This window comes from Haloferula luteola, from assembly GCF_014201715.1.
GTDB lineage: Bacteria > Verrucomicrobiota > Verrucomicrobiia > Verrucomicrobiales > Akkermansiaceae > Haloferula > Haloferula luteola.
In genome coordinates this window covers 207,903-233,031 of sequence record NZ_JACHFD010000007.1, presented here as the reverse complement: position 1 = coordinate 233,031, position 25,129 = coordinate 207,903, and the positions used below count along the sequence as shown (strand labels likewise).

18 protein-coding genes and 1 tRNA gene are annotated in these 25,129 nt (G+C 58.6%); 11 read left to right on the top strand and 8 right to left on the bottom strand.

Going from position 1 to position 25,129, the window contains the following annotated elements; translation table 11 throughout:
• The first annotated feature begins 284 nt into the window (after window positions 1-284).
• From HNR46_RS09040 to HNR46_RS09010, 7 genes are all read left to right on the top strand, one after another.
• Window positions 285-671 carry a hypothetical protein gene (locus tag HNR46_RS09040; protein ID WP_184017959.1) on the top strand — a complete coding sequence of 129 codons (387 nt, stop codon included), beginning with the start codon at window positions 285-287 and terminating at the stop codon, window positions 669-671.
• A gap of 294 nt (window positions 672-965) precedes the next feature.
• Window positions 966-3,836: a phospholipase D-like domain-containing protein gene (locus tag HNR46_RS09035; protein ID WP_184017957.1), complete on the top strand. Its 2,871-nt coding sequence runs from the start codon at window positions 966-968 to the stop codon at window positions 3,834-3,836.
• A 49-nt stretch (window positions 3,837-3,885) separates the two neighbouring features.
• Window positions 3,886-4,281: a VOC family protein gene (locus tag HNR46_RS09030; RefSeq protein ID WP_281375569.1), complete on the top strand. Its 396-nt coding sequence runs from the start codon at window positions 3,886-3,888 to the stop codon at window positions 4,279-4,281.
• Window positions 4,282-4,403: 122 nt separating this feature from the next.
• Window positions 4,404-6,944 (top strand): pyruvate formate lyase family protein, encoded by a 2,541-nt coding sequence (locus HNR46_RS09025; protein ID WP_184017953.1) that lies wholly within the window; start codon window positions 4,404-4,406, stop codon window positions 6,942-6,944.
• Complete coding sequence (locus tag HNR46_RS09020; protein WP_184017951.1) at window positions 6,941-8,152, top strand: Dyp-type peroxidase; 1,212 nt, start codon at window positions 6,941-6,943, stop codon at window positions 8,150-8,152. The genes HNR46_RS09025 and HNR46_RS09020 overlap by 4 nt, the downstream gene beginning before the upstream one ends.
• Window positions 8,153-8,185: 33 nt before the next feature.
• A complete protein-coding gene (locus HNR46_RS09015) occupies window positions 8,186-9,103 on the top strand; it encodes an HAD family hydrolase (RefSeq protein WP_184017949.1) in 918 nt (305 codons plus the stop codon).
• 124 nt (window positions 9,104-9,227) lie between these two features.
• The gene (locus HNR46_RS09010; RefSeq protein ID WP_184017947.1) at window positions 9,228-9,641 is read left to right on the top strand and encodes a hypothetical protein; all 414 of its coding nucleotides are present in this window, start codon (window positions 9,228-9,230) and stop codon (window positions 9,639-9,641) included.
• Window positions 9,642-9,684: 43 nt separating this feature from the next.
• On the opposite strand, the gene HNR46_RS09005 is transcribed toward HNR46_RS09010, so the two are convergent.
• The 4 genes from HNR46_RS09005 to HNR46_RS08990 all read right to left on the bottom strand — a co-directional run bounded on the left by HNR46_RS09005 (window position 9,685) and on the right by HNR46_RS08990 (window position 19,092).
• Complete coding sequence (locus tag HNR46_RS09005; RefSeq protein WP_184017945.1) at window positions 9,685-10,107, bottom strand: hypothetical protein; 423 nt, start codon at window positions 10,105-10,107, stop codon at window positions 9,685-9,687.
• 75 nt (window positions 10,108-10,182) lie between these two features.
• Window positions 10,183-17,700: a CHC2 zinc finger domain-containing protein gene (locus HNR46_RS09000; RefSeq protein ID WP_184017943.1), complete on the bottom strand. Its 7,518-nt coding sequence runs from the start codon at window positions 17,698-17,700 to the stop codon at window positions 10,183-10,185.
• Window positions 17,701-18,316: 616 nt separating this feature from the next.
• Window positions 18,317-18,709, bottom strand: a complete 393-nt coding sequence (locus HNR46_RS08995; RefSeq protein ID WP_184017941.1) for a hypothetical protein — start codon at window positions 18,707-18,709, stop codon at window positions 18,317-18,319.
• A complete protein-coding gene (locus tag HNR46_RS08990; protein ID WP_184017939.1) occupies window positions 18,706-19,092 on the bottom strand; it encodes a hypothetical protein in 387 nt (128 codons plus the stop codon). Before HNR46_RS08990 ends, HNR46_RS08995 begins: the two co-directional genes overlap by 4 nt.
• Before the next feature lie 25 nt (window positions 19,093-19,117).
• Between HNR46_RS08990 and HNR46_RS21195 the strand changes: the two genes are divergently transcribed.
• Window positions 19,118-19,240, top strand: a complete 123-nt coding sequence (locus tag HNR46_RS21195) for a hypothetical protein (RefSeq protein WP_281375568.1) — start codon at window positions 19,118-19,120, stop codon at window positions 19,238-19,240.
• 371 nt (window positions 19,241-19,611) lie between these two features.
• Here HNR46_RS21195 and HNR46_RS08985 read toward each other — a convergent pair.
• The 3 genes from HNR46_RS08985 to HNR46_RS08975 all read right to left on the bottom strand — a co-directional run bounded on the left by HNR46_RS08985 (window position 19,612) and on the right by HNR46_RS08975 (window position 21,224).
• Window positions 19,612-19,703, bottom strand: a tRNA-Ser gene (locus HNR46_RS08985).
• A 73-nt stretch (window positions 19,704-19,776) separates the two neighbouring features.
• The gene (gene purU, locus HNR46_RS08980; protein ID WP_184017937.1) at window positions 19,777-20,637 is read right to left on the bottom strand and encodes a formyltetrahydrofolate deformylase; all 861 of its coding nucleotides are present in this window, start codon (window positions 20,635-20,637) and stop codon (window positions 19,777-19,779) included.
• Window positions 20,638-20,678: 41 nt separating this feature from the next.
• Window positions 20,679-21,224, bottom strand: coding sequence for a hypothetical protein (locus tag HNR46_RS08975; protein WP_184017935.1), 546 nt, complete (start codon window positions 21,222-21,224; stop codon window positions 20,679-20,681).
• Between the two features lie 178 nt (window positions 21,225-21,402).
• Here HNR46_RS08975 and HNR46_RS08970 point away from each other — a divergent pair, with 178 nt between their 5' ends.
• Window positions 21,403-21,888: a glycine cleavage system transcriptional repressor gene (locus HNR46_RS08970; RefSeq protein WP_221285087.1), complete on the top strand. Its 486-nt coding sequence runs from the start codon at window positions 21,403-21,405 to the stop codon at window positions 21,886-21,888.
• Window positions 21,889-21,941: 53 nt separating this feature from the next.
• Complete coding sequence (locus tag HNR46_RS08965; RefSeq protein ID WP_184017931.1) at window positions 21,942-23,072, top strand: serine hydrolase domain-containing protein; 1,131 nt, start codon at window positions 21,942-21,944, stop codon at window positions 23,070-23,072.
• A 57-nt stretch (window positions 23,073-23,129) separates the two neighbouring features.
• On the opposite strand, the gene HNR46_RS08960 is transcribed toward HNR46_RS08965, so the two are convergent.
• On the bottom strand, window positions 23,130-23,630 hold the full coding sequence (locus HNR46_RS08960) for a hypothetical protein (protein ID WP_184017929.1): 501 nt from the start codon (window positions 23,628-23,630) through the stop codon (window positions 23,130-23,132).
• Between the two features lie 130 nt (window positions 23,631-23,760).
• Between HNR46_RS08960 and HNR46_RS08955 the strand changes: the two genes are divergently transcribed.
• The gene (locus HNR46_RS08955) at window positions 23,761-25,113 is read left to right on the top strand and encodes a DUF2231 domain-containing protein (protein ID WP_184017927.1); all 1,353 of its coding nucleotides are present in this window, start codon (window positions 23,761-23,763) and stop codon (window positions 25,111-25,113) included.
• Window positions 25,114-25,129: the final 16 nt, after the last annotated feature.

Below are 25,129 nucleotides of genomic sequence, written 5' to 3'. Positions count from 1 at the left end.
CAAATACAAGTCACCAACCCAATACCACCAAGCACAATGCAACACCGCAGCCTGAATAAAAACCAAGGCTGTCCAACTTCCAAGGGAGCACTACAAGCTTTCCGTTTTCAAACCCTCCTGCGCTGCGCTCCGCGAGGAACTGCCTCCCCCCAGAAACGCCATGACCCCATCCCTGCTCGCAGGGATGGGGTCATGGCGGAGCGGGCACTCATACTTTACGAACTTCCTTCTGGCTCAAGCTCGTTTTGGGCCTTCCCTATTACCAGCACAACCTGCCTCCTTTCGTGGCGGAGCCTTTCCAGTTTTCGCTGAAATCCACGGCGCAGGGCGGGTTGCCGGAGGACACCTCGCAGGAAAATCACGAAGTGGCGCGGCATCCCATTTGGAGAGTGTTCGACTGGCAGCGGCGGCTGGATGAGGACAAGGCACTGACCAAAGTTCAAATTGGTGAGCAAGAGAGACTTAGCAAAGCGAGAATGACGCAGATGTTCAGCCTTCTGCATCTGCCCAAGGACGCGCAAGACTACCTCGCGGACCTCACCGCCCCCGCGCTCATCAGGGCTTTCAGCGTCCGCCAGTTGATGGGCGTCGCCAAGACTCCCGCCCCTGAACGGGCGGAGGCGTTCCAACGAATGCGGGCGGATTGCGAGCGGCATGGGTTGAGCAGTTGAAGAGAATCGTTCCACGGCGGGCCGTGCGGTGCGGGATCATGGGCTGGAGTCTCCGGCCTCCCCGTCCCGCACGATGCGTTTCATGCGTTTCATAGTTGGATTGAAACGACAGGAAGGTTGCGAATGAAAAGTCAACAGATGTAACGAAAAAACCTCGACTTTTTCACTGCATATTTTGAATATGTGATGATTATTTAACTAAAAATCTTTCCGCAACAGCAGTCCGTGTTAGTCATCAGCACCACAGGCTGCAACCGAATAACTTTTTCCTCCCACCTCGGAAAATCCACTTCCATGAAACCAAAGCCTGTCGCACTGCCCCGCCGTCCAAAGGAACAACTGATTGATGCACTGCAACGGGAGTTTCCCTCCCTTAGCGACGCCACTAATGAAAGGGTTTCATCCGTCGAATTGATGATCGCCGATGCCAAAAAAGACACGGTGGCGCCACGCGAAACCCGACCCGGCGGAGGTTCTACTAGCCCCGCACTGGATCGGATGCTCAAGCTGAGGGAAGAACTCAGTAATAAGATCGAGTTGTTGGATGCGGGAATCGAACAGGCAGCCTTCGAATCCATCTGTGGAAAAAAGGATGACACGGAAGACGTCGAGCATTATAAAGGAACCCTCGGGGTGTCTGTGGAGTTTTGCCGTCAGTATGAGAAGCCCGTTGGCCAACTTCAATGGCTGGATGACCTCCCTAGCCGATTTACAGGAGATCGGGATGATCCCGGCAATGTTGCCGGAGAACGTTGGGGAAGCGGAGGGCTCATTAGCAACGATCTGTTTTTGACGGCGGCTCACTGCTTTGGACAAACTGGCGGGGACTGGTCCCGACCGCGGCGGAACGGGGAGATTATCGCCCCGAAGGAGATCGCCACGCTGATGAGGGTGAATTTCAATTATCAGAAGGACGGGAGCACTGGTGTGGTGCGCAAAGGCGACGACTTTCCGGTCTTGGAACTAGTGGAATACGGCAATGACAATGACCGAGCCGTAAAAGTCGACTTCGCTATCGTGAGACTGGGCAGGAACTCCACGGGAAAACTGCCCGGGGAAGTTTATGGGAAATTGCTACTGGCTGAGCGAGATTTGACGGAAGCAGGTGCGATGCTGGCCATGATCCAGCACCCCATGGGCAAGCCGAAAATGATTGAAGCCGGCCCGATGCACTCTAATGTCGGAGGGCGCATCGTCTATGAAAGCATGGACACCTTGGGCGGCTCTTCAGGATCCCCCATTCTTGCCGAGAACGGCGAAATCGTCGGGGTTCATACCAATGGCGGTTGCACCGCGTTCAGTGGCGCGAATTTCGGCGCGGCCATCGGTGCCATCCGCGAAGTGTCCGGCGTACTAAGAGGCCTCGCGGGCGAAGCCACCCCCGTCAATCCCGTCCGTCCGGCTTCCAACAACCAACCCAACAGCAAAGACCCGGTGCAGGTCTCGCCACAGCAGCAGCAACCCCAACAAGCAGGTAACACAGTGAGATTCAATCTTGAGATCCCGGTCGAGCTCGGCATGACCCTCGGCACGCCGGTGGTGAGGCCGATTGGCGGCGTTCAACCACTCGCACAAGGAGCCATTCCAGCCGCTGGCGAGGCATCCGTGTCGCAGGCGGTGGCTGAGACGAAGCGTCTACTCGGGTCTCAGGCCGATTCCCTTCTGGATGTCCGGGATGGCTATGTTTTCCGCAACGGCTGGATTACTGATGAACCTGCGGTGGTGGTGATCCTAAAGGACAGCACGGAGCGCGCGCGCATCTCGCTGCCCTCGACCGTGCTGGGAGTGCCGGTGGAGGTCCGAGACCCCGGCTTGATCGACTTGGTCGCCGATGAATCCTTCGAGTTGCCTGAGATCGCGGCGATCGCCTATGTGCCACCTGAAGACTTCAAACTGGAGTTCGTCGAAGAGGAGATGCGGGTCGTTTGCCACGCCAGCCCTGACGCCTCCTGGAGCGAGCTTGAGAAGTTCCTCAAAGATACCAATGAGCGGCTGACCGTCGCGATGTATGACATGACCGCTCCTCATGTCGTGGAGGGCATCCTCGATGCCGTCAAAGACTCTCCGAAGACGCTGCAGCTCATCATGCAGGAAGGCGAGGCAATGGAAGAGGGCAAGGGGGTGAAGGGCGACGATTGGCGGGAGACGAAAGTCCTGGAGTACTTCGCCGAAGGACTCGGCAAGCGGTTCACCCACGTTCCCGCGTCTGTGAGAAAGGGCGGTCAGTTCGCGTCCCACTACCACATCAAGGTGATCGTGCGGGATGGAAGTGCGTTCTGGCTCTCCAGCGGCAACCTCCAGAGTTCCAACCAATATGTGGAAGCTCCGAAATCCGGCGATTGGTGGTCCCTGAAGGAGCTCAACCGCGAGTGGAACATCGTCATCGAAAATGAAAACCTCGCGTCGCAGTTCGAGAGCTTTATCCGCTATGACTTCGACTGCGCGGCGGCCGAAGAAGCAAGGGAGTTCGTGACACCGGAGGAGCCGCAATTCCTGGTCGAGGAAGCGGCGGCAGTCGCGCGCGTGCCGGCCGCGAGGCCCTTTCACCGCGCCCCGCTGATCGTCACGGAGAAGGTAAAAGTGATGCCCCTGCTGACGCCGGACAACTACTATGATGAGGTGTTCCGGCTGCTCCGGTCCGCTGAGGAGCGCATTCTCTTCCAGAACCAGTCCTTGAGCATCCTGGGACTGGACCCGCGTGGACGAGATAAGAATGATCCCCGCTTCATCGACCTCTTCAGCGAGTTGCTCAGAAAGCAGCAGGAAGGGATCGATGTCCGGATCATCATTCGTGGCGATTTCAATCCCCAGACTGCGCTTGAGAGGATGAGTGAGAAGGGCTTCGACATGACCCGCGTGAAGACCCAAAGCCGTTGCCACACCAAGGGCATCGTCGTGGACCGCGACAAAGTGCTGGTCGGAAGTCACAACTGGACCAACGAAGGAGCTCTGGTGAACCGGGATGCCAGCCTGATCTTCCAGCATGAGGAAATCACCAAGTACTTTGCCGAGCTATTCTGGTACGACTGGAAGACGCTCGCCGAGCGTAGCGTGGGGCCGGCTCGCAGAGTGCGCAGGGCGCCGAATGGCGGCGGGACGGAGAGCCGTGCCGCGTTCGTGCGTTCGGCCGGTTGGGAAACCGTTCGGCTCTCCGACTTAGGATAGCCGCCAGCCACCACGAAACGACACGAACTCCCCGCACCGTTCCACCACTATGCCATCCCCCATCCCACCCCTGCTCTCCGGAGGAAATGCCTCGGTCTATGTCACGGACATGGACCGCGCGGTCCGCTTCTACACCGAGTCCCTCGGCTTCCCGCTCAAGGTCCGCATCGCGAACGAATGGGCGGAGATCGATGCCGGTGACGGCCTGATCATCGGTCTCCACATCGCCAATCCGCCCGGCACCGTGCCCGCGGGCACGCGCGGCGCGATCAACATCGAACTCAAGGCGGTCCGTCCGCTGGAGGAGGTGAAGGAAGTGCTCGGGTCGCGAGGCGTCACCTTCGATGGCGAGATCATCAATTATGAGAATGTCCGGCTGCTGACCGTGCTGGATCCGGATGGGAACGCCATCATCCTCGCCCAGGTCCTCCACAGCGAGACGTAGTTGCAATTGTTAGACCCAAGGCCGGAGCAGCCTCGTTCTCCTTGTCGCGAAACCCGGCAACATGCCGAGGTCGCATCGCGCCATCCTTCCCACCTTTCTCCGCTTTCCCTTCACGCAGTCTCATGATTCACAACGATGTCGATTACTGGCGCCATCTGGAGCACCTGAAACCGGGCGATCCGGATCTGCCCTCGCCGCGCATCTGCCGCCTCTTGCGCCGTCTCTTCCAGCGCTGGCGGGAGAAGCCCCGCTGGCTGACGGAGGAACAGGTGGGTCATCTGATCCCGGGCCCCACCGGGGATCCCGCCGAGCGCAAGGCGCTCAGCGGCGAATCCGTCATGGTCCGCAAAGGCAAGGCCGTGCGCCGCATGCTCCAGATCATCGTCCGCGATGATGTCGCTGCCTCGGCGGGCAGCTTCGAGCTGGATCCGGATGATCTCATTTTCGGCACGATGCCGCCATTCTCCGTCGGCCAGGGAAAGGAATTCGTCCGCTACCTGAAGGAAGACGAGGAGCTGGCCGGCATGCTGGATTTCCTGAACGAGATGTCGCCGATGGGACACATCGCGCCGGACCATGGACGGACGGTGCGGGTGGGCCTGCGGAAGATGATCGATGATTGCAAGGCGAAGGCGGCGGCGAGTGAGGGTGCGCGCGAGCGCGACTTCTACCTGTCCGTGATCGAGTCGCTGGAGGGCGTCGTGGAATTCGCGCACGCCTATGCCCATGGCATCCGCAAGATGGTGGACACCCTGCCCGCGGACGACGCACGGCGGCCATCGCTCGTGGAGTCCGCTGCCCGCCTGGAGCGGGTGCCGGAGTTTCCCGCGGAGTCCTTCCATGATGCGGTGCAGGCGATCCACCTCCTTCACTGTGCCTTCCACTGGACGGTGGAGATCGTGCCCATCGGCCGGCTGGACCAGATCCTGTGGCCGATCTTGGAAAAGGAGCTGGAGGCGAAGCAGCTCACGCTGGATCAGGCGCAGGAGATCCTGGATGGCTTCTGGATCAAGCTGGATGAGCCCGCCATCCTGAACTACCGCCATGCAGAGAATCGCTTCACGGCGTGCGATGGCGTGCTGACCGGCTTCTGGGGTTCCTCGAACTACGACCAGGGCGGCCTGCTGAACCAGTGGATGCAGCAGATCACCATCGGCGGCCTGCTTCCGAAAGACGGCGATCCGCAGGACGCCTGCAATCCGGTCACGAGACTCTGCCTGAACAGCTCGCGGCGGCTGCCGCTGAATAGCCCCACACTGGACCTGCGGGTGAACGGCCAGACGCCGAAGGACGTGCTGGATCTGGCCGCCGCGGCACTCCTCAGCGGCGGTGCCCATCCGGTGCTGCTCAGCGACGAGTGCATCGTGAAGGCGCTGACCGAGAACTCCAACAACGTCATCACCCTGGCCGATGCGCGGGACTACGCGTGCGATGGCTGCTATGAAACGATGGTGGCCGGGAAGTCGGAGTTCAGCTTCGGCTTCGTCTCCGCCACGGATCTGATCGAGAAGACGCTCAACCGCGGCGCCGGCATCGCTGGCACCGGACCGATAAATCTCCGTGGCTCGAAGGAGTCGTGGCGCTCCACCGCCGCCTCCGACATCAAGGATTGGGATGAATTCAAGCGCATCCTGGAAAAGCACCTGGAGCTGGGCTGCCACCGCTACGTGAAGAACCTCACGCTGAACTATGGCAACAAGGAAGCTGTCTGCCCTTCCCCGCTGCTGTCCGCCTTCATCGGCGGCTGCCTGGAAAGCGGGAGGGATCTCACGGCCGGCGGCACCGACTACCACATCTTCTCGCCGCTCTTCACCAGCATCAGCACTGCTGCGGACTCGCTGCACGTGATCCGCAAGCTCGTCTTCGAGGAGAAGAAATTCACCCTGGAGGAACTCCTGACCTGTCTCACCACCAACTGGGGCGACGCCCTGCTGGGGCCGGACGGCGCGAAGCAGCCCGCCTTCGGTCGCTACGTTTCGCCGGAGCGCATCCAGGAGATCCACGCCCTGTGCAAGAAGCAGGACAAATTCGGCTACGGCCATGCCGAGGTCGACAAGATCGCGTGGTATCTAATCGACTCCTTCTGCAATGCCGTGCGGGATGCGGCGGAGCACCCGGTGCATGCCGGGCGGCTGAAGGACCTGGCCGCAAGGTGGAGCTCGCCGGGCAAGGACTTCCAACTGATCTTCGCGCCCGGGGTCGGCACCTTCGAGCAGTACGTCTTTTCCGGCTCCTGGCTGGGGGCATCGGCGGATGGTCGCAAGTCCCGCCAGCCGATCGCCTCCGACCTGTCGCCGGCCCCCCTTCATTCGGAAGAGGACCCCATGCTGCACCGGCGCACCGCCGCGCTCGCGAAGGGCTTCGCGAGCTACTCGGACGAGTGCATGGAGCGCCTGGGCGATGGCGGAGCCGTGGACTACAACCTGCCTGAGGACTTCCCACCGGATAAACTGGCGGCCCTGTTAGGAGAATTTGCCCAGGGAGGGAAAGGCTCCGTCGCCACCTTCACCGTGGCCAATCCAAAGACTCTGCTCGAAGCCCAGACCTCACCGGAGAAGTACAATCTCGTGCGCGTCCGCATGGGCGGGTGGTCGGAGTTCTTCGTCACGCTCTTCCCGGATCACCAGAACCAGCATCGCCGCCGTCCCCTTTACACGCCATGAGCAACTCTCCGAAATGCGAGGAGCGCCCGAAGCGCCCTTATCCTGACCTGAATGGATCCCGCCAGCCCGGCATCGCGGATCCGCAGTGGCCCGTGGAGACCCCATGCTATGTGCCGGAGGAAAAGCGCGCGGGCTACGTGAAGGACTTCGCCGGCCGCGTGGATACGCAGGACTGGATCACCGCCATCTTCTTCGATGTAAACGTCTGCACACGGGACGACCTGAAGACGCTGCTGGAGGATCTCAGCAAATACGCCCGGAAGGAGATGGCAGAGAAGCCGCCCGAGTCCGAGATGGACCTGTGGATCCCCCGGCCCGACTCGCGCCGGGTGACCGTCACCATCGGCTTTGGCACCGGCCTGTTCCTTTCCGCACACGGAGACGACCGCTTCGGTCTCCGCCACAAAAAGCCGAAGTGGCTGCGCGAAATGCCGAAGACGGAGGTCGATGATTTCGAGCCCTCGGAATTCATCTCCGATCTCGTCGTTATCATCGCCAGTGATGCGGACCAGGTGAATGACTCGCTGCTAATGGAGCTGCATGACGGCCGGTGGCACGACCCGAAGACGAAAAAGCCGGACAAGCGGCTGACCTACAAGCGATCCGTCTCCGGCTACCAGCGGCTGGACTACCGCGACCACCTGCGTGTCGCCGATGGTGCGGCGAATCTGACGAACGTGAATGGAGACATCGACAAGCTGGTCTTCATCAGGCCGGAGGACATGGAGCCCGCCTGGTGCGTGGACGGCAGCTACCTGCTGTGGAAGGAGATCCAGCTTGATCGCCCGCTCTTCGAGTCGATGACCCCGGAGGAGCAATCGGGCATCATCGGACGCAACGTGGAGAACGGCGATATCATTCCGGGAAAGGGCCACATCCTGAAGGTCCAGCCGCGCCGCGGCGATCACCAGGACATCCTCGGGGTCCGCGATGAAGAGCGCCGCTTCCTGAGGCGCGGCTACATCTTCATCGGAAATGACACGCCGGTCGTCGCGGGGCGCTTGTTTTTCTCCTACATGCGCTCCCTGGAGAAGCAGGGCGACTGGGCTGTCCAGATGTGGCAGAGCGCGCCGAACTTTCCCACGACCGACTACGGCGTGGATCCGTTGTTCAAGTCCAAAGTCGCGAAGGCCCTGTCCGGCGGCTACTACTTCTGCCCGCCGAATGCAGCGCAGGGCTCGTTCGTCGGGGCCGGGCTCTTCGACTGATCGATGGACCGAATCCTTTTCCCCCTTCCACGCATGAAACCCATAAAACACATCATCTTCGACTTCGACGGCACCTGCACGCAGATCCCGGTGGTCTACGAGGCATTCTCCGAGGCCTACCGGGAGAACTTCTCCACCCAGGTCCAGAAGCTGGATCCGGCGTACCAAGTCTCCGGCGCGGATCTCTGCGCGGTGACGAAGGAGGAGTGGGCCGCCGCCGAGGATGCCGTCCGCAGCAGATCCCCGGCGGAAGGCTGGAGTGTCGGCACCACGCCCTCTGCGCCCATCGCCTCGGATCCCTACATCTTTGCGGACGAGACCGCAAAGCTCATCTGCCGCCAGCGGAAGATCAAGCTGCCCGCCACCGTGGCCTTGCACAGCGACGTGTATAAGAAGGCTTCTGCACCGTGGCGCAACGAAACGCTGCAGGTCCTGAAGACAATCACGGACAAGGGCATCAAGATCCACTTCGTCTCCAACTCCAGCTCGGAATATGTGACCGGCCGCCTCGACAAGCTCCTGGAGGGCGATCCCAACACCCGGGCAAACGTCGACGTTTTCAGCGATGCAGGCAAATTCCTGATCAAGGAGCCGGACTGGGGAACTGAAGGCGACTTGCCCGGGGACCTGCGGGAGCGCTTTGACGAGGTGCCCGTCTCCGAGAGTGCCTGCCCCTACTTCGCGCGGCCGACCTACCTGCGTCGTGGTCGCTACTACGAGGCGCTTTGCCGCGCGCTTGGCAATGACCTCTCCGCCTTCGAGAAGACGCTCGTCTGCGGCGATGTCTGGGAGCTCGATCTCTCCTTGCCCTGCCAGCTCGGCATGCAGCTTCACCTGATCCACCGCGAAGCGCCCTTCGACACCTACCCGTATGAATTTGGGAGGATCCGCCAGTGCGGTGCACAAGCCGGGCACAGTAAGGATCTGACCGGCTTGCTCGCGCGCCTCTGACAGGCGTTCTTTCCCACTTGATGCAGGAATAATCGCCAGCAAATACTGCTCCCGTTTGGGAGCACATGGCGGAGCGGGCGAGTCTAATCTGCGAACCAGTTTCGGGATTCCTCTGATTGTGGGGATGCCTTTGCCTCAGCATCGGCTCGCCCCGTTCGTCGCGGAGCCATTCCGCTTTACATGGCGGTCAAGCGGCTTCGGCGGCGACTGCCAGACGAACGGCGAAGGCCGTGAGTCTTCCACGCGACATCCGATTTGCAAGGTGCTCGAATGGCAGGAACGCTTGAACGGCGACAAGGGGCTGACGAAGGTGCAAATCGGTGAAGCAGAAGGCCTTAGCAAGGCTCGCATCACGCAAATGTTCAGCTTGCTCCGGTTGCCCGAGGACGCACAGCAATACCTAGCTTCCCTGACTTCGCCCGTCTTAATCAAATCCTTTGCCATCCGGCGGCTGATGTCCGTTGCCAAGCTGCCCTCTACCCGGCAGAGCGAGGTTTTCGAGGGGATGAAGGCCGGAGCGGAAAGACGCGCCGGTTGAAATCGGCACGATCTTGTTGCGCAAATGTGCTTGCGGGCTGGCATCACATGCTGGCCCGCGAGTCATCGCGGTCTTGTTTGGCTTGTTTATCTCGTTCCAGAAGGGCGCGAGCTTGCTTGGTGAACGTGTAGCGGGTGGCCGTAGTGGCCCCATGCCTCACAATCCAACCTCTCTGTTCCAAGCTCAACAATCGCCGGTAAGCCGTCGTTCGGCACACGCCCCAAAATTCCGTCGCATCGCGTGGGGCAATCTCTCCCAGCCCGGCATATCGCCGGAGAAGGGCCAAGTCCTCCTCCGACAATAAACCCGCTGCCAGCACAGCCGTTCCATCTGGAGCATCGCCGCCAGCCTCCTCGGCAAGAGCTTGTTTACGCGCCAGCGAAATCACCACGGCTTTGTAGAACAGCGCACCGATCCGCCGAAGCCGTTCTTCCCGGCTCAAGACTTCGTATTCGTGTGGAGCCATTCGTGCCATTCCGGGAGTTTCCCATAAAGCACGCACATTCCCGTTCCCTTACGGGTGCAAAGCCCCTACTTCCCTCTATCCGACCCGCATTTCACCGCCGGGCGGGGCGGCATATGGAGGAGTTTCAATTTCAGGTAATCCATCGCTCTCGGACTTTGAATCAACCCACAACCAATCAAGGGCAGCGGGAGGTGGCCAAGGCTGGGGATCAGACATATGATTAGCGAGGTAAGCTGATTTCCGACGTGTCAACCATCCTCGATTGGACTCTTTCGTGCCAAAGGGAAGGCCTGCACATTTCGCGAGAGCATCTAAGGCGGATTCCAAAACGCCCGGGTTGATGTCTTCGCTCGTGTTCTTCCAGTTGGCGTCGATTCCTGACTTCAAGACCTTCTGTAAACCGGGCATGAACTCGCCGACTTCTCTGATAGATCTTTCATATCTCCTACAGCGACATGCGGTCGGTGAAGGGTCGAACTTTGGAAGCAATGTTTCGATAACAGGCAAGTGAGCAACAAGCTGGAGCGGTTTGAGAAGCGTCTGAGGGCGAGGCTTGCCCTCTGCTCCGTAGATCGGATCAATGTCTGCAATGACCAACGCTTGCTCGTTTTTACCAAGGCGGCCCCGATTCTCGTGATCCAAATGGAAGATCCCTGGCTCTGGGCCATGATACGGGGAAGTTGAGGGAAGACCTGTAGACGGTTTTTCATCCAACCATCCATTATGACCAACAAAGCAACTTTGGCCATGACCATATTGGCCGCATACCGCGTTGCAGAACACGGTAGTAAGGCCGGAAGAAAGGAATGCAGCTTGGCCAAGAACGGAATAATCCGCGGTGCGGCTCGTCATCGCGGGCACGAGAAGGATCGTGCGCCGTGTTCCCAGATTTTCACTGATGGCTGTCGAGACGGCGAACTTCTTAATGTCTGTCATGACATCCTTTTCTATCATATCATCTACTCCTTTACCTCCCACGTTGCTTCCAAATTTTCGTAGTAAATCACGACGCAATCGGGCCAGCGGAAAAAGATTTGCTGGAAAGGTGACAAGAAAAACCTCCGAGCAAATCAGCTCAAAAATATGTGATTTTGCATCACCCAGTTTTTGCTCTATCAGAGCATCCATTTCATCACCTCCGGGGTGGAAGACCTCGTTTGCAGCAGCAGCTGGGTATCTCTTGAGGCGGGAAATTCGTTTCCCGGCTGGATCGGAAAGGACTACTTCGTGTATCGCACTCCATTCACGTGAATCAGTCGGTTTCTGCATCCCTGGAGGGAGGCGATATGTCCCGGCCCAAACCGAAGTCTTCGGAGCGAGTGCCGGTGCTTGCATCGAGAGCCACTCCACAGTTTCGGGGCGCACTGAATACTCTGGTAAAAGCAGAACGTCGACATTGAAGTGATTGCATGCTTTCAGCGCCGCTTTGAGCAAGGCCCTCCGCCGGCTCTCCGCACAACTTTGTCCATAGGAATGCTTTGTCCAAGTCTCGGGTTTCTTGGGTTTGAACTCGTGGACTGACCCGTTGCACAAATCGAAACCGGGATGGCGATAGGTTTCATCTACCTCCCATTGGAAAAGAGCTACTCGCACAAAACTTGGCGATTTCTCTCCGCGAGAGCGCCATGACGCATCCTGCATTTTCTCCAACTCGATATACGTCGCTAAAATATCTTCCTCAGTCTTACCTGACTCACGGTTGGACAGTGGACTGCATTCGGCGGATGGGTGAGGAGCGACCGCAACAGGAGCGACCGCAACAGGAGCGACCGCAACAGGAGCGACCGCAACAGGAGCGACCGCAACAGGAGCGACCTGGGAAGGAGTGTCCGTCGGCGCTGGTTCTACAGTGATTTCATCATTGATTGGTTGTGGTGTATGAACATCTGTTTCCAGCAGTTTAGAGGCAGCTATCGGAGTCTCATTCTCGCTCGGGGACGGCACTGTTCCGAAGGAGCTTCCTGCAAGTGCTACCATGGCTGGTTGCACCACGCCAATGCCTATAAGTTGGTCCCCTCGCCATGTTTCACTCCACCGGAAAACGACTCGATCTTCACCGCTCGATGTAGCAACTCTTTCAATTCCACCGCGGCTCTCGTCGTACGCTTTAGCCCAAGTAATTGCCCATCCTGGTAACATTCGGCGGCCGTCGGATGCCTGCACTTCCGTGGGCCGCCGCCGGCTAGCTTCGAGATAAAAGCGAGAGCTTTTGTGCGTCTCAACGCGCAAGCCAGTTGCGGTGTCAAGCTGGTCCAGAGTGACAAAAGCTTCGCCCAAGAATGTGGAGTTCCAAGCGGCGATCACCTTCTCAAATCCGCCCCATGGTATGTCATCGCTGTCGACCGCTGTGAGAGCCAATCCCCCAGCGAGTCTTTGAAGTTTCGGTCTAACTTCGGCTCCAAGTTTCTCATCACTGATTAGGCCACCACGCCAATCACCTGAGAGCGCGCCGGTCAAGGCACCCAGCACCACAGTCCAGCCTAAGGGGGTGAATCCAGCAAGAGCGCCCCAGTCAACGCGTTGACCTTCGTTAGTGGCGAGATGAAGCTTTTGAAAAAGCTCGCGAACATTCCTCCAATCCGTGGGAGCCCTCGCTCCGTGCAACGTAGATGGTTGTTCGAGATGAAGTAACGCTGTGGAGTCGAGATTCCAATCAGCGAGGCTTGGCGGTGATTCTTGAAATTTCAACTGGGCCGCGACGTCGAGGAGCGACCAGAGCTCCAAAGCTTGGCTACGAAGTTGCAATTCTATTGATAGTAGTCTTGTGCCGCTGGCGAGAGCTCCGAGTGTAGGATCATCGTCGCGCATCGGATCCAACGCCGCTAGATCCGAAATCCTATTAGAAAGCGCGAATAGTGCCCGTGCCGGTCTCCGTCTAGGGGCACACACTGCAAGTAGCGTCCCAGATGATGGGAGATGATGCGCAAGTTCCTCATCAGATCGGAATTGTCCGCGAGCCATTTCTGCAAGCAACGATGTGGCTCCTCCAGCTATTTCAGGATCGATTCGTGCATCGATTCGGGTTTGAATGGCGCGACCTTCGGCAAGTGTAGCAAGCAAATGTGCCACGCCGCGGTTGCCAGTAAATTCTTCTTGGTCCGATGGGAAATTTTCCAGCCTTTTGAGCACTCGCTCGACAGTCACTGGCAAACCTGTCTGTGGCGAAATCCTAAGTGGCCGAGCGGGTAACGACTTCCCACGCAGGCGGCAGAGGCTGAAGCGAAGCATCGCCTCGCGCGCCCAATCCTCACCCTCTTCGTGCACCAACGCCGGTGCGGCAAGACGCTGCGTAGCAAGTTGGCGTGAACTCGGAGCACGTCCCAGCCAATCCGCGAGCGCTGTACCGACTCGCCAGAGATGGTCGTGAAGCTCAAGCACCGGTTCAAGCACTAAGCCACCGTCACCCTGTCGAAGAAAAGCCTGCGCACTTACTTTGGCGACGGGTACACAAAAGCCAAGCACCCCCCATTTACTCTCGGAGTTATCCGCTCCGATCATTGGGCCGAGTAAGTTTGATGCAGTCGGTGGACACAATTGCGTTTGGTCGTCCTGATCCGCAACTGCGACAAGACTTCGGAATGCCTTGGCCAACCAGCGAGTGAGCAGTGGATTTGCTTCACTCCTTTCGGCAGGAGGGAGATACTGATATGGGGAGAGTGACCCAGTTAGTCGTTTCCATTGACCGGCTTCCCCGCCACCGTTTTCAGTCCATGAAAGCTGAGTAGGACAAAATTGCCGATGGTCTTCTTCACGAAAGTCCGCGCGCACCACGGTAGCGCCTTCGTCACGCAGGCCAAGCAACCCTGGCACATCAAGTCCGGGCGGTGTCGGAATCAGTCGAATTTCTGATCCGTTAGAGCCATTAAGAGCGAATCTCGTCAACACAGGCCGGCTGCTGATCAGGTCCACTGCACGTTTCGGTGCAAGATTTATGAGAGAACTAAGAGCTAATTCAGCGGTTGCCGGATCATCAATGTACGGCGCGTCGGGCATCCAAAAATTCAATATATTTTCTAATGAGTGAGTCGTCCTACCTCGCTGCCGCCATGTAGCCATCGATTGGCTAACGGGCATGAGGGGATCGAGACTATTCGGCTCCTGGGAATTTGCGATTCTTAGGCGAGCGACCGACTCATGGAATAAAATGCCAAGAGCAGTATTGCCCGTCCTCCACTCGGCTCGGTCCATGAGGCCGGGTTGTCCTTGAGCTTCCGCCAACGAAATGAGCAACCGAGTCTTCGCGCGTGACTCACCCGCCAAGATCGTGATCGGTGATAGTAATATTGGTCGTTGAACCAATGTTGCGGCACGGCGGATCACAAGCTTCTTGAAATCAAGCATGTGCTCGAAACGAGACGGCTCTCCATCTGGAATCACGCGGCCGATCAATATCTCGCAAAGTCCCGCGTGAACTAGCGCGGCCATACCTTCCCGTATGGCGCGGAGTGTTTGATGTTTCTGTTCGGAAAAGGTCGGATTACGGTCCGGACGGGAAATTAAAAGGCGCTCGACACCGTCCAGCCATGCAAGGAGATCGGATACCGTCAGGGTCTTACGGGGCCATCCGTTAATGAACGCCTCTGCAGCATCCGATGCGTAAAGGGCGGATTTATATCCTTCCTGAATTACGGAACGCCACAAAAGACGCGCGGCACCTGCCTTGTCACCATGCCGCAAGTCTGACTCAGGGGCAGAGAGAATTACCTCCACTGCACTTTCCAGTTCTTCGGGTTTGGTATCGGGATCATCAAGGCGCGGATCATGGAGTATCCGCAGCGAATCACTTCTGTCGGTTTCACCGGCATCGGCAAGTGGCTCAAGGAGGGAGAGCGGTGCATTGCCCGGCGGTCCTTCGAATGGACCGGAAACCCCGAGCCCGGCCCCACGCCTATCAGTTAGCCACTCCCGAACTTTAGCTTCATCCATGACTGGCAGAGGTTCCGTTTTTGGACTCAACTCCATGCCAACCAAGGCAAGCTGCTGCTCAATGGCAGTTCGTAGCCGTGCGAGATCTTGTCCAGACCGAGCGATGATCACCATGTCATCCACGTAACGTGCATAAACAGCCCCCCGTACTGAGGAAACCTGTCCTTCACGGGTCGACTCACCCTGTTCTTCACTAGCCTGACGGTCGAACTTAGCGACCAATTCGCTTAGTGCGCGATCAAGTGGAAACAGCGAAATATTAGCCAAATATGCCGACAGGTCTGGGCCTTGTGGCAAGCCGTGGGGTTGTTCCTCAGGCTCAATCGAGCCTGGGTTCTCAAACTTGTAGCCAAAACTCTGGTCACAAAGCCAATCAACCATCGCTCCAGCTCGCTTCGCCGACTCCTTGATGCTGGGCAGGAACAGCTTAGCGCACGCCTCCGCATTATTTTCCTCTGTACTGTCAGCTAGCTCCGCCAAGGCATCCGTGACTGCGGGGAGCAGCACAGAATTCACCACTGGTCGGGTAACGGTGTCGTAAAAGCTACGCACGTCGAGTCTAGCAACGTGAAACTTACCGGGTGGGAATGCGGCCACCCGCGTATCGATGTAGGAGATAAAATCACGCCAGCACTCGAAGTAAGATCGGAACATCCCGGTGCGCCGTGGAGGTGCCCGATGCTCGATGACATCCATGTCGAGCGTGTAAGCAAAGCTTACGGTTTCACCACCGACGGGGACCAAGCGATCCGCTCCTGTCGTTTCCAAACGACGGGTTCCGCTGCTGGTCGAAAAGCGAACCCCCGGGATGAAGCTCCGGAAGCGGGGGCAATCTGCATATTCACGTAACAGCTCATTGAGAACGTATTGCTGCATCGTTAAAATTTCCGGGCTCGGTAAAGCCTTTAGTCGAAATTTATTCTCCCCCTTCGGCACCAATACTGAAATCATATCGTCGGCATCGACTTTTCCGCTGTCGTTGGCGACGGACAGCAACTCGCGGAGATATGGGATAGTAGCGTCGAGAGCGGCCTGAAGCCTGTCCCAGCTTCCCTCATCGACGGGAAATTCTCGCCTCTGTGTGCTTGCCTCCGCGATTTGGAGAGCACGGATGAGTCGGCCATTGTCATCTTTTGGCACAGTCTTTGCCGACGCGGCAAGAATCATACTTCTACCCCGGGAGGCGCTCAAGAATCTACGCAGGGGTTGTTCCCACAATGATTCAGCGTTGGGCGATCCTGGAAGATGACATTCAAATGCAGGGACTCGATCAAGAATTTCAAGCCAGCGAGCGCGGTCTAGACGCCGTTCTATATCGCGAAACGCCTGTATCCGTTGGGCGTCGGGAAGCTTTCCCCAGGTCGAGTCTAGGTTCACCGGTTCCACCTCCAACGACCAAGCCAACAGAATTTTCATTGGCGACTCACACCATGTGCTGAGTAGTGCGTGTGCCGTATCAAAGTCGTTAACTTCACGGAACCACTCATCTGGATCATGTGCCTGCGCCTCGTTCACAGTGTGAGGCTTACTTGGCGTCAGTACGTCCAGCAGCATTCCCGGAGCTTCCACGCTGGCCGCTAGAAGCTTTATTGTGGAGCTAACTGTTCCGCGCCTCCCAGCCTCGTCGGAATCGAGGAGGAGGTGGATAGCAAGTTGAAGGTCGTCACGATCAAGATCGCGCGCGTATTCCGTGAGCAAAGCCACTTGCTCGGCAGTGATTTGGCTTCCAAGAAGGGCGACAGCGTGGAGTCCGAGGGCCTCTAAACGGAGTGAGTCCATCAAGCCTTCAACAACAAAGATATGGACAGTCGTTTCGGATTCCTTAGATCGACGGGCTGGGCGCGCCGCCCTTACTTTGTGGAAGCGGTAGAGGGTGCTTCCCCGAGGAAACCCAGGTGAAAAGAGATACTTTGGAAGTTCTTTACCAATCGAGCGCCCCGCAAAACCGGCGACCTTGCCTCGATCATCATGGATGGTGAACAGGATACGCGGAGAATTGTAGAAATCCCGTGGGCCCATTTCCACGGGTAGCGGGACAGTTTCTCCACGACGGGCTATCGATTCTCGCAAGATCAATCCCGCAGCATCGAGCGAATCGAATTGTTCTCTATCGGCCACGGCAAGACTCTTGGAAATCTTCGGGGGGCAAACAGCGAACACGTCAGCGGATTGGAGGAAGCCGATCTTCATTCTGCGCGCCGAAGCCCATGTCCGAAGCGCAGATTTTTCCTCTGTTGTTTGGCGGCGATATAAAGATAATCCAATCTCAAGGCCGCGTGATCGAGGAGTAATACGCTCTTTGCGAGTCGTTGATTGGCTGCTGGGAAGGGTGACACGGTAGCAGTCTGCAAGCCATTGGAGCGCACCTCGGAAATCTATGTTTTTCTGGCGCTTGATCAGATCAAAAACATCCCCGTGAGCCCCGCAGCTGAAACAATGAAACTGAGGACGCCCGCTACCACTTGCGGGATAGAGGTACATCGATGGCCTTTGATCTTCATGATACGGACATAGAGTTTTCGGCGATCGGGTTCCACGTCCCACTACTCGCAAGTCTAACCATTCCGCCACGTCCGAGAGATTCGCCTCAGCTGCCAGCTTGTTGATCGCATCATTGCGAGTGCTACTATTATCTGAACCGGACGGTGAATTGCGTTTGGCTGGCATGATGAATTAGGTGTGCAAGATCTATCGATGATTCTCTAGCTTTGTTGAGGAACATGGAAACCTAGAAATTGGTCCCGGCCTGTTTCATGATAAACGTTATCAAGTGAATAAATCGAATTGTTTGTGCTTAAGGATCTTAGTGGAAGTCAGTTTGTTGAGATCAGTTCCGTTCAAGTGGCTCTGGGCGATGGATTCCGCTGTGCGGGTCGTGCATCTGAGAAAAATTCCCCCAAATGTCGCCGATCCGACTAGGGTGTAGTGCAGTAGAACAGGTTCCGGGCGCGTCTGTCCACTTCTTCAACTCGACTGGACGAGGCTGTCCCTGAAGTCGGTGACGTTGGTAAAGGCTCGGAAGTGACTATTGTTAAGTCCGGTTTTCCAAGGGCTGTCTTCCTACGAGGTTTCTGAAATCGTGACCAAAGAATGGAACCGCGATGGGGAGATCCAGTAGTCACGGCCGGTAGCTGCGCGGTACCGAAATTATCGTAAAGCAGGATGTTTCCTAGAACTGACATTCTCTCGTTTACTTCCGATGAGCCAGTCGCATCAAGCACGAGTCTCCTGCAGCCGGGACATTATCGGCCTAGTCCAAAAGTCCGGCCTGCCCCATCGACCTTCAGGGTTCAGCGGTCGACGTTTCTTTCGTGGGACAAACTACAATTTCCGTCACCACGGGGGAGCCTTCCGAAGCCAGAGGCGCGTAGCGGGAGGGAAGCACGCGGACCCATACCAACGAAAGATCGTCCAAGGCTTTCTCCAGCGGCTCCAGCCGCTTGCCCCGGATTTCCACGGTGTCGGATGGGAAACGCAGGGTGGGCAGTTCTTTCCCGTCGTCGGTGTCCTCCAGATGGCCGCGAACGAAGTAGAAATACGGGAACACGAATTTTCCCTTGTCCTCCGTGATTACCCGGATTGTCTGCGTTCCTTCCTCGCGGTGCCAGCATTTGCCGGGGCGTGCCCCCGAGCGTTCCGCCGGGTCCGATTCATTTGTGTCTGATGATTTGATCATGGCTTGATGGATGGGGTGATTTGTTTCCGGTGCATGGCCCGCGCGCGGAAGCCCGTGAATGCTCGAATCCCTCGGGCGAACTCCTCCGCCAACGCTTGCAGCGTGCCTTGGCCTAAAAATTGCCGCTTGCGGCGGGCGGCGATGACGGATTCCGCGTTGCCGCGCACCAGATCGAGCGCCAGCTCGTTCTGGCCGGAGCGGGTGACGTTCTCCCGTAACTGCTTCTTGTCCGTGGTGAAGACCTTCACGCCGCGGCGGCCGCGTGAAATGGTCACATACCATTGCCGCGCATGGGTCGCGGCCTTGATGGAGGAATCCGAGAACAGGACATAATCCACCGTCTTCCCATGGGAGGCGTAGGAGGTGACGGCGTAGCCACGCACGAACTGCCGGAAATCCGGTGGGAGGATGCGTCCGTCATCCAACCGGATGCTGACATCCGCCTATACCCGCTTTAACGGTGACAAGCTCGCCGTTCATGAGCCGCTCGCCGTCGGCGGTCTCGACCTTGAGTTGGACCTGATTCAATAGAGCCATCACAATCCTTTCACACCCGGCCTGTTCAAGAAATTCACACGAATGAGCACCAGCCCATCGGGTATCGACTGGAGATCCGAACTTCCTAGAACAAACCGCCTTGTTCGCCGCAATGTTGAGCCGGCCGGCCTACCGGAGGAACCCTAGAAGCGCGAGAATCCACGTGGCTGGATGGTGAACCGGGAGGGATTGCCCTTGTCGGCGGCGCTCTTCACACCAAACCAGATGGGCTCGTTTGGCGCGCGGGCATCCGTCGCCGATCCGTTCAGCTTTCCGTTTTCAAACCCTCCTGCACTGCGCTCCGCGAGGGACTGCCACCTCCCAGAAACGCCATGACCCCATCCCTGCGAGCAGGGATGGGGTCATGGCGGAGAGAGTGGGATTCGAACCCACGGTAGGTTTAACCCTACGCACGATTTCGAGTCGTGTGCCTTAAACCGGGCTCAGCCATCTCTCCTTGGGCCGCGAGGCGGCGGGCGGTTTGTAGCAATCCAATTCCCCTTGTAAAGCTCTCGTTCAGCGAAATTGGATCAATCAGGAAAAACAATGGCACGGTGCCCATCAATGATGGTGCGGTCATGAACGTGGTAACGAATTCCCCGCGCAAGAGCTGCCCGCTCACAGTCGCGCCCAAGACGGACGAGGTCCTGAGGCGTATGGAAATGCTGAACGCGCTCAACTTGCTGCTCAATGATCGGTCCCGCATCCAGGTCAGCCGTGACGTAGTGGCAGGTTGCCCCGATGAGTTTGACACCCCGTTCGTAGGCTTGTTTGTAGGGATTTGCTCCGATGAAGGCCGGCAGGAAGCTGTGGTGGATGTTGATCACCCGGCCTTCGAATTCCCGGCAGAAATCATTGGGAAGGATCTGCATGAAGCGCGCAAGCACCACCAATTCCACGGCTTCGTCGCGGAGAATGGAGCGAATGCGCTCGAAGCCCTCGCCTTTCTGAGAGCCATCCATCTCGACCCGGTGAAAGGGCAGCCCAGCCTGCTCCGCAGGAACCCGGCAATCGTCGCGGTTGCCGACCACTGAGGTGATCTCAATCGGCAATTCCCCGAGCCGCGTCCGCCACAGGACCTCGTTGAGGCAGTGGTCGGTTTTGGTCACCAACACGGCAGTGCGCATCTTGTAGGGGAGACGCCGAAAGTGCCACTCCGCCTTGAGGGCCCTGCCAAGGGTGCCGAAGCCATCGATGAAATCCTCGACCTCGACTTCGAGGCCACCGGTCTCGATCTCCAATCGGGCAAAGAAGCGCCCGCTCATCTTGTCGGTAAACTGGGCAAACTCGATGAGGTTCGCCGCATAGCCCGCCACATAGCCGGAGATTTTTGCCACGATCCCAGGTTGATCGGGGCAGCGGAGTTTGAGAATGAGGCCGGGTCGAGTCATGCCGGCGGTGACGGAAGCGTTCCAGCGGCATCATGACAAGCTTAGGGCCTGCCAGCCTCCGCATCCGTCCGGACGATCAGCGGTGCCGAGGGTGAATCGGCCCGCACTTCCGACGGCGGACGAGTCGGCACCGGTTCCGAAGCATCCAGTGGCAGCACTCTCCAGCCGATCACCAGCATGAACCCGGCAGCGGCAGCACTGCCTAAAATCCATAGGGAGGTTTTTTTCCCGGCAACTCGCTCTGCCGGCGAAGCCGCGACTGACCGGACCCCTGGGTCCGCAACTACCGGTGCGCTCATGGAGCTTTCCCTCGGTACAAACGCCGGATGCGGGCCCGCTGGAAGAATCGGTGTCACTTTCCCTTCTCCATCGCGGACGGCAAAAAGCACCTCGTCACCGAAATCGACCCGTCCGGGAAAGGCGAAGTCTTCGGTCGATTCGATGCCCGTTCGCTCACGACTCCCCAATGCCATCGACCCCACCAGCAACTGACGGATGGCGGACTCGGTGACGAACTCACTCTCCACCTCCGGCTTGCTGGCATCTTCCGCCACCGGCAAGGGCGCTAGGGTGTCTGGCAAAATCATGGCGAACTCCAAAAATTTGACGAAGTTTTCGCCGATTATCCCGAATGGGTCAATTATCAATTTTTCTTAATCAAAGAGCTTTTCCGGAGGGCATTCATTGCGCGGCGATCATGGGAAAATGAAGTCGCGCTAGGCGATCGGACCGTGAATGATGCCGGACATGAATTGCTGCGTTGTCATGACTGTGCTTGCGCCCGATCGCACGGGCATCGTGAAGTCGATTTCGGAAACGATTGCTGCTCATGGGGGCAATTGGCTGGAGAGCCGGATGGCTCGACTGGCGGGGCAGTTTGCCGGGATTGTGCGAGTCGAATGCTCGGAAGCTGAGGTCGAGGGGTTGATGGCGGATCTGGAGGCGCTGGAAGGGTTGGCCATTCAGACCCGCCGTGAGTCGCTCGCGGGAGAAGAACACCACGATTTCATCCATCTGGATGTGGTGGGAAATGACCGCCCGGGCATTGTGCGCCAGCTTTCTGCGGCGATTGCCAGTGTCGGTGCGAACCTTGAGGATCTTCATACCCAGCTGGAAAGCGCCCCGATGGCGGGCCATCCGCTGTTCCACGCCACCGTCACGGTTTCCTTGCCACCGGATGTGTCTCCGGGTGCGCTGACGCAAAGCATCGAAACCTTGGGCGAGGACCTCGCCGTGACGGTGCTCGACTGAATGTTTCAAAGTTCCTTGCAGATCCGGGCAAGCTTCCAGACTTTCGCGGTGCGATGGTATCACCGGCTGGTTTGGGAGCGTTGCTCGCGGAGTTTGAGGAAAATTTCCGTTCCCGCGGCGAATTAGGGGCGTCGGTTTCGATCTGGATCGACGGGGAGGAAGTCCTCCATGAGGCCGGAGGCTGGTGCGACACCAGTCGCGAGCGGCCGTGGACGACTCAGACGATGGTGCCGGTCTATTCGGCGACCAAGGCGCCCGCAGCGGCCACTCTGCTCTTGGCGCTCGATGCGTTTGGCCTCGGTCCGGAGACTCCTGTCGGGGAAGTCTGGCCCCGCTTCCCCCTGCCGGAGGCGACCTTTGCTGAAATGCTGTCCCACCAATGCGGCCTCGCAGCGCTGGACCAGCCGGCGAGCCTGTGGCGACACGATGAAATCGTCGCAGCGGTCGAAGCGCAAAAACCGGCGTGGCGACCGGGTGAAGGTCACGGTTATCACCCCCGCACTTTCGGCGCCTTGCTCGACGAACCGGTCCGGCGGCTCACCCGGCATCCCCTTGCCCGCTACTGGCGGACCCACATTGCCGAGCCTCTGGGGTTGGATTTCTGGATTGGATTGCCAAAGTCGCAACACGCCCGGGTGGCGACACTCTATCCCGGCAAGGCCAGCCCCGCTGATTTCCAGGAGGGTTTCTATCAAGCCTTCCAGCAGCAGGACAGCCTCACCCACCGGGCTTTCTCGTCGCCGCGCGACGTCCGCTCGGTGCGGGAAATGAACGATCCGAAGGCGTGGTCAGCGGGTTTTCCCGCGATGGGAGGCATCGGCACCGCTTCGGCACTCGCTCGATTTTACCAGGTGATTTCCGGGCAAATCGACGGCCCTTTCAGTACGGAGGTCCTCGCGGCACTGGCCACCCGTCGGGTCGATGGCGAAGATCTGGTTTTGCTCAAGCCGACGGCCTTTTCCTGCGGGTGCCAGCTCGATCCCCTCGATGAAATCGGCCGCAAATGCCGACATCTGTACGGTCCGGCGACGCGTGGCTTCGGCCACCCGGGAGCCGGCGGCAGCCACGCATTTGCCGATCCAGAAAGCGGTCTGAGTTTCGCCTACGTGATGAACCAGATGGAGCTCAGCGTGATGCCGGGCATCCGTGCCACCGGGTTGATCGAGGCCCTCTACGGCGCCTGATCCGCGGCGCATTGGTGGGCACCGGAGCCTGCGCCCGGTGCCTTCACCAAAGAGGCATCAAGCCAGTTTGAGGCGTTCGTCCGACTCCAACTTGGAGCTGAGAGCCCCCCAACCGCCCGAGTTCTGGAGGTTGAAGAATTGGAGGTAAACGGTGACGATTTTCGGATCGAAGCGCTCCATCAGGGAATCGACCGCCGCGTCGAGCTTGGCGGCATCCAGTTCCTCGGGGAGTTCACCGGTCACGGAGCCCTTGCCGTCGTGTTCGATGCCCATGGCGTCGCAGAATGCAGCCAGGAGTTCTTGGTTTCCGGCCATCAACCAGGCCTGCATCAGGTGCTCACCAATCGCCTCCGCCGACTTGGTCTGAAGAGTCTTCAGAATCCACGCATACTGCTCGGGGAGGGCTTTCTTTTGGATGAAAACCGGGCGCAGCTTGCGCGATTGGGCCAGGGTCGCCACGGCAGTCTTGTAGACATTGCGGTCGTTGTCGCGGAACCAATCGAGCATGGCATGCACGACGGAAGGATCGATGGCGGAATAAATTTCGTAGGATTTCACGGCAAAGTTCGGGCCGCGATTCCATCGGGCTCCTCCGCCGATGCCAAGCCCGGAAAAGCCTCCTTCCTTCGCGCCGATTTCACCGAAAATTCCATCGCTCCCCCCAACGGAGCCGCTACAGTCCCCGATCATGTCCGAAGAATCGAAGTCTCTCCAGGACCAGTGGCTCCGGGCCGCGGCCCGAACTTCGCGCAAAATCAATCTGGGCTGGTGGCTGCAAGCCCTCTCCGCACCGCTGGTGATCGGCAGCGGGATCGCCACCCTAAGTTTGCTGTGGCTCCGCCGTCACTGGCCAGCCGTCGAATCCCCCGTGTGGTGGGCCAGCTCGGTAGGATGGGTGCTCCTGCTTGCCATCGTTGCTTGGTGGACCGCCCGCCGCCGGTTCGAATCTCCTCATCACGCCTTGGTGCGCATCGAAGACACCATGAGCCTGCGCAATGCGCTCACGACCGCCCGCTGCGGAGTGGGACGTTGGCCAGCGCTTCCACCGCAAATTGATGCCGGCCTGTCGTGGAATTGGACGCGGGTGACGGCCCCTCCCTTGGCGGCTCTTGCTCTCTTGCTCGCCGGGCATTGGATTCCTGTTTCCGCCCTGCCGGGTGCCGACTCGACTCCTCCCGAGGCCCCCTTGGCATGGGAAAATATCCAGGCTGACCTTGACCGCCTCGATCAGGAGGATGTGATCGATGAGGACTACATCGAGGAGATGGAGAAGAAACTTGAGGCCCTGCGGGAAAAGGATCCCGACGAATGGTTCGATCACGCCTCGCTGGAAGCCACGGACGCTCTGGAGCGCCAACATCAATCCGAGCTGGAGCGTCTTTCCCGCGAAGCCACCCAGGCGGATCATGCTCTCGCCAATCTGGAGCAGGGTGCAGGCAAGCTATCGACTCAGCGCAAAGACGAGCTTTTGCAGCAATTCGACAACGCCCTGCAAGGGCTCCAAAGCGGGGCGCTGAAACCCAACTCCGAACTTCTCGACCAACTTCAGCAACTCGATCCCAGCCAGCTGGGCCAATTGACCGAGGAACAGATGCGGCAGTTGCGCGAAAACCTTCAAAAAACGGCAGCCGCGGCCAAGTCCGGTCAGTGCGAGGGCTCCAGCGGACAGGGCGAGGAGTGGATGGATGAGCTGATGGCCGGAAATCAACCCGGGCAGGGCGAAGGCCCCATCGGCCCGGATGGCAGTGGGTCCGGCTCGGGCGGCGTATCTCGCGGACCGGGTGAAGCCGGAGGAGTGCTCGGCAACGAAGGCCCATCGATCAAAACCGGTGCCTTGGAAACCCTTCAGGCCATGGATCTCTCGCGCACCCTTCCAGGGGATTTGCTGGAGCTTCAAAATGGGCAACACGAGGTCGACGATTCTGCGACAGCCCCTCAAGCAGGCGGGAGCGTGAGCCAAGCCGGTGCGGGGGGGGATCGTGTGTGGCGCGAGTCCCTCGATCCCGACGAACAACGAGCACTCAAGAAGTTCTTTGAGTGATCCCCTTGGCCAGACG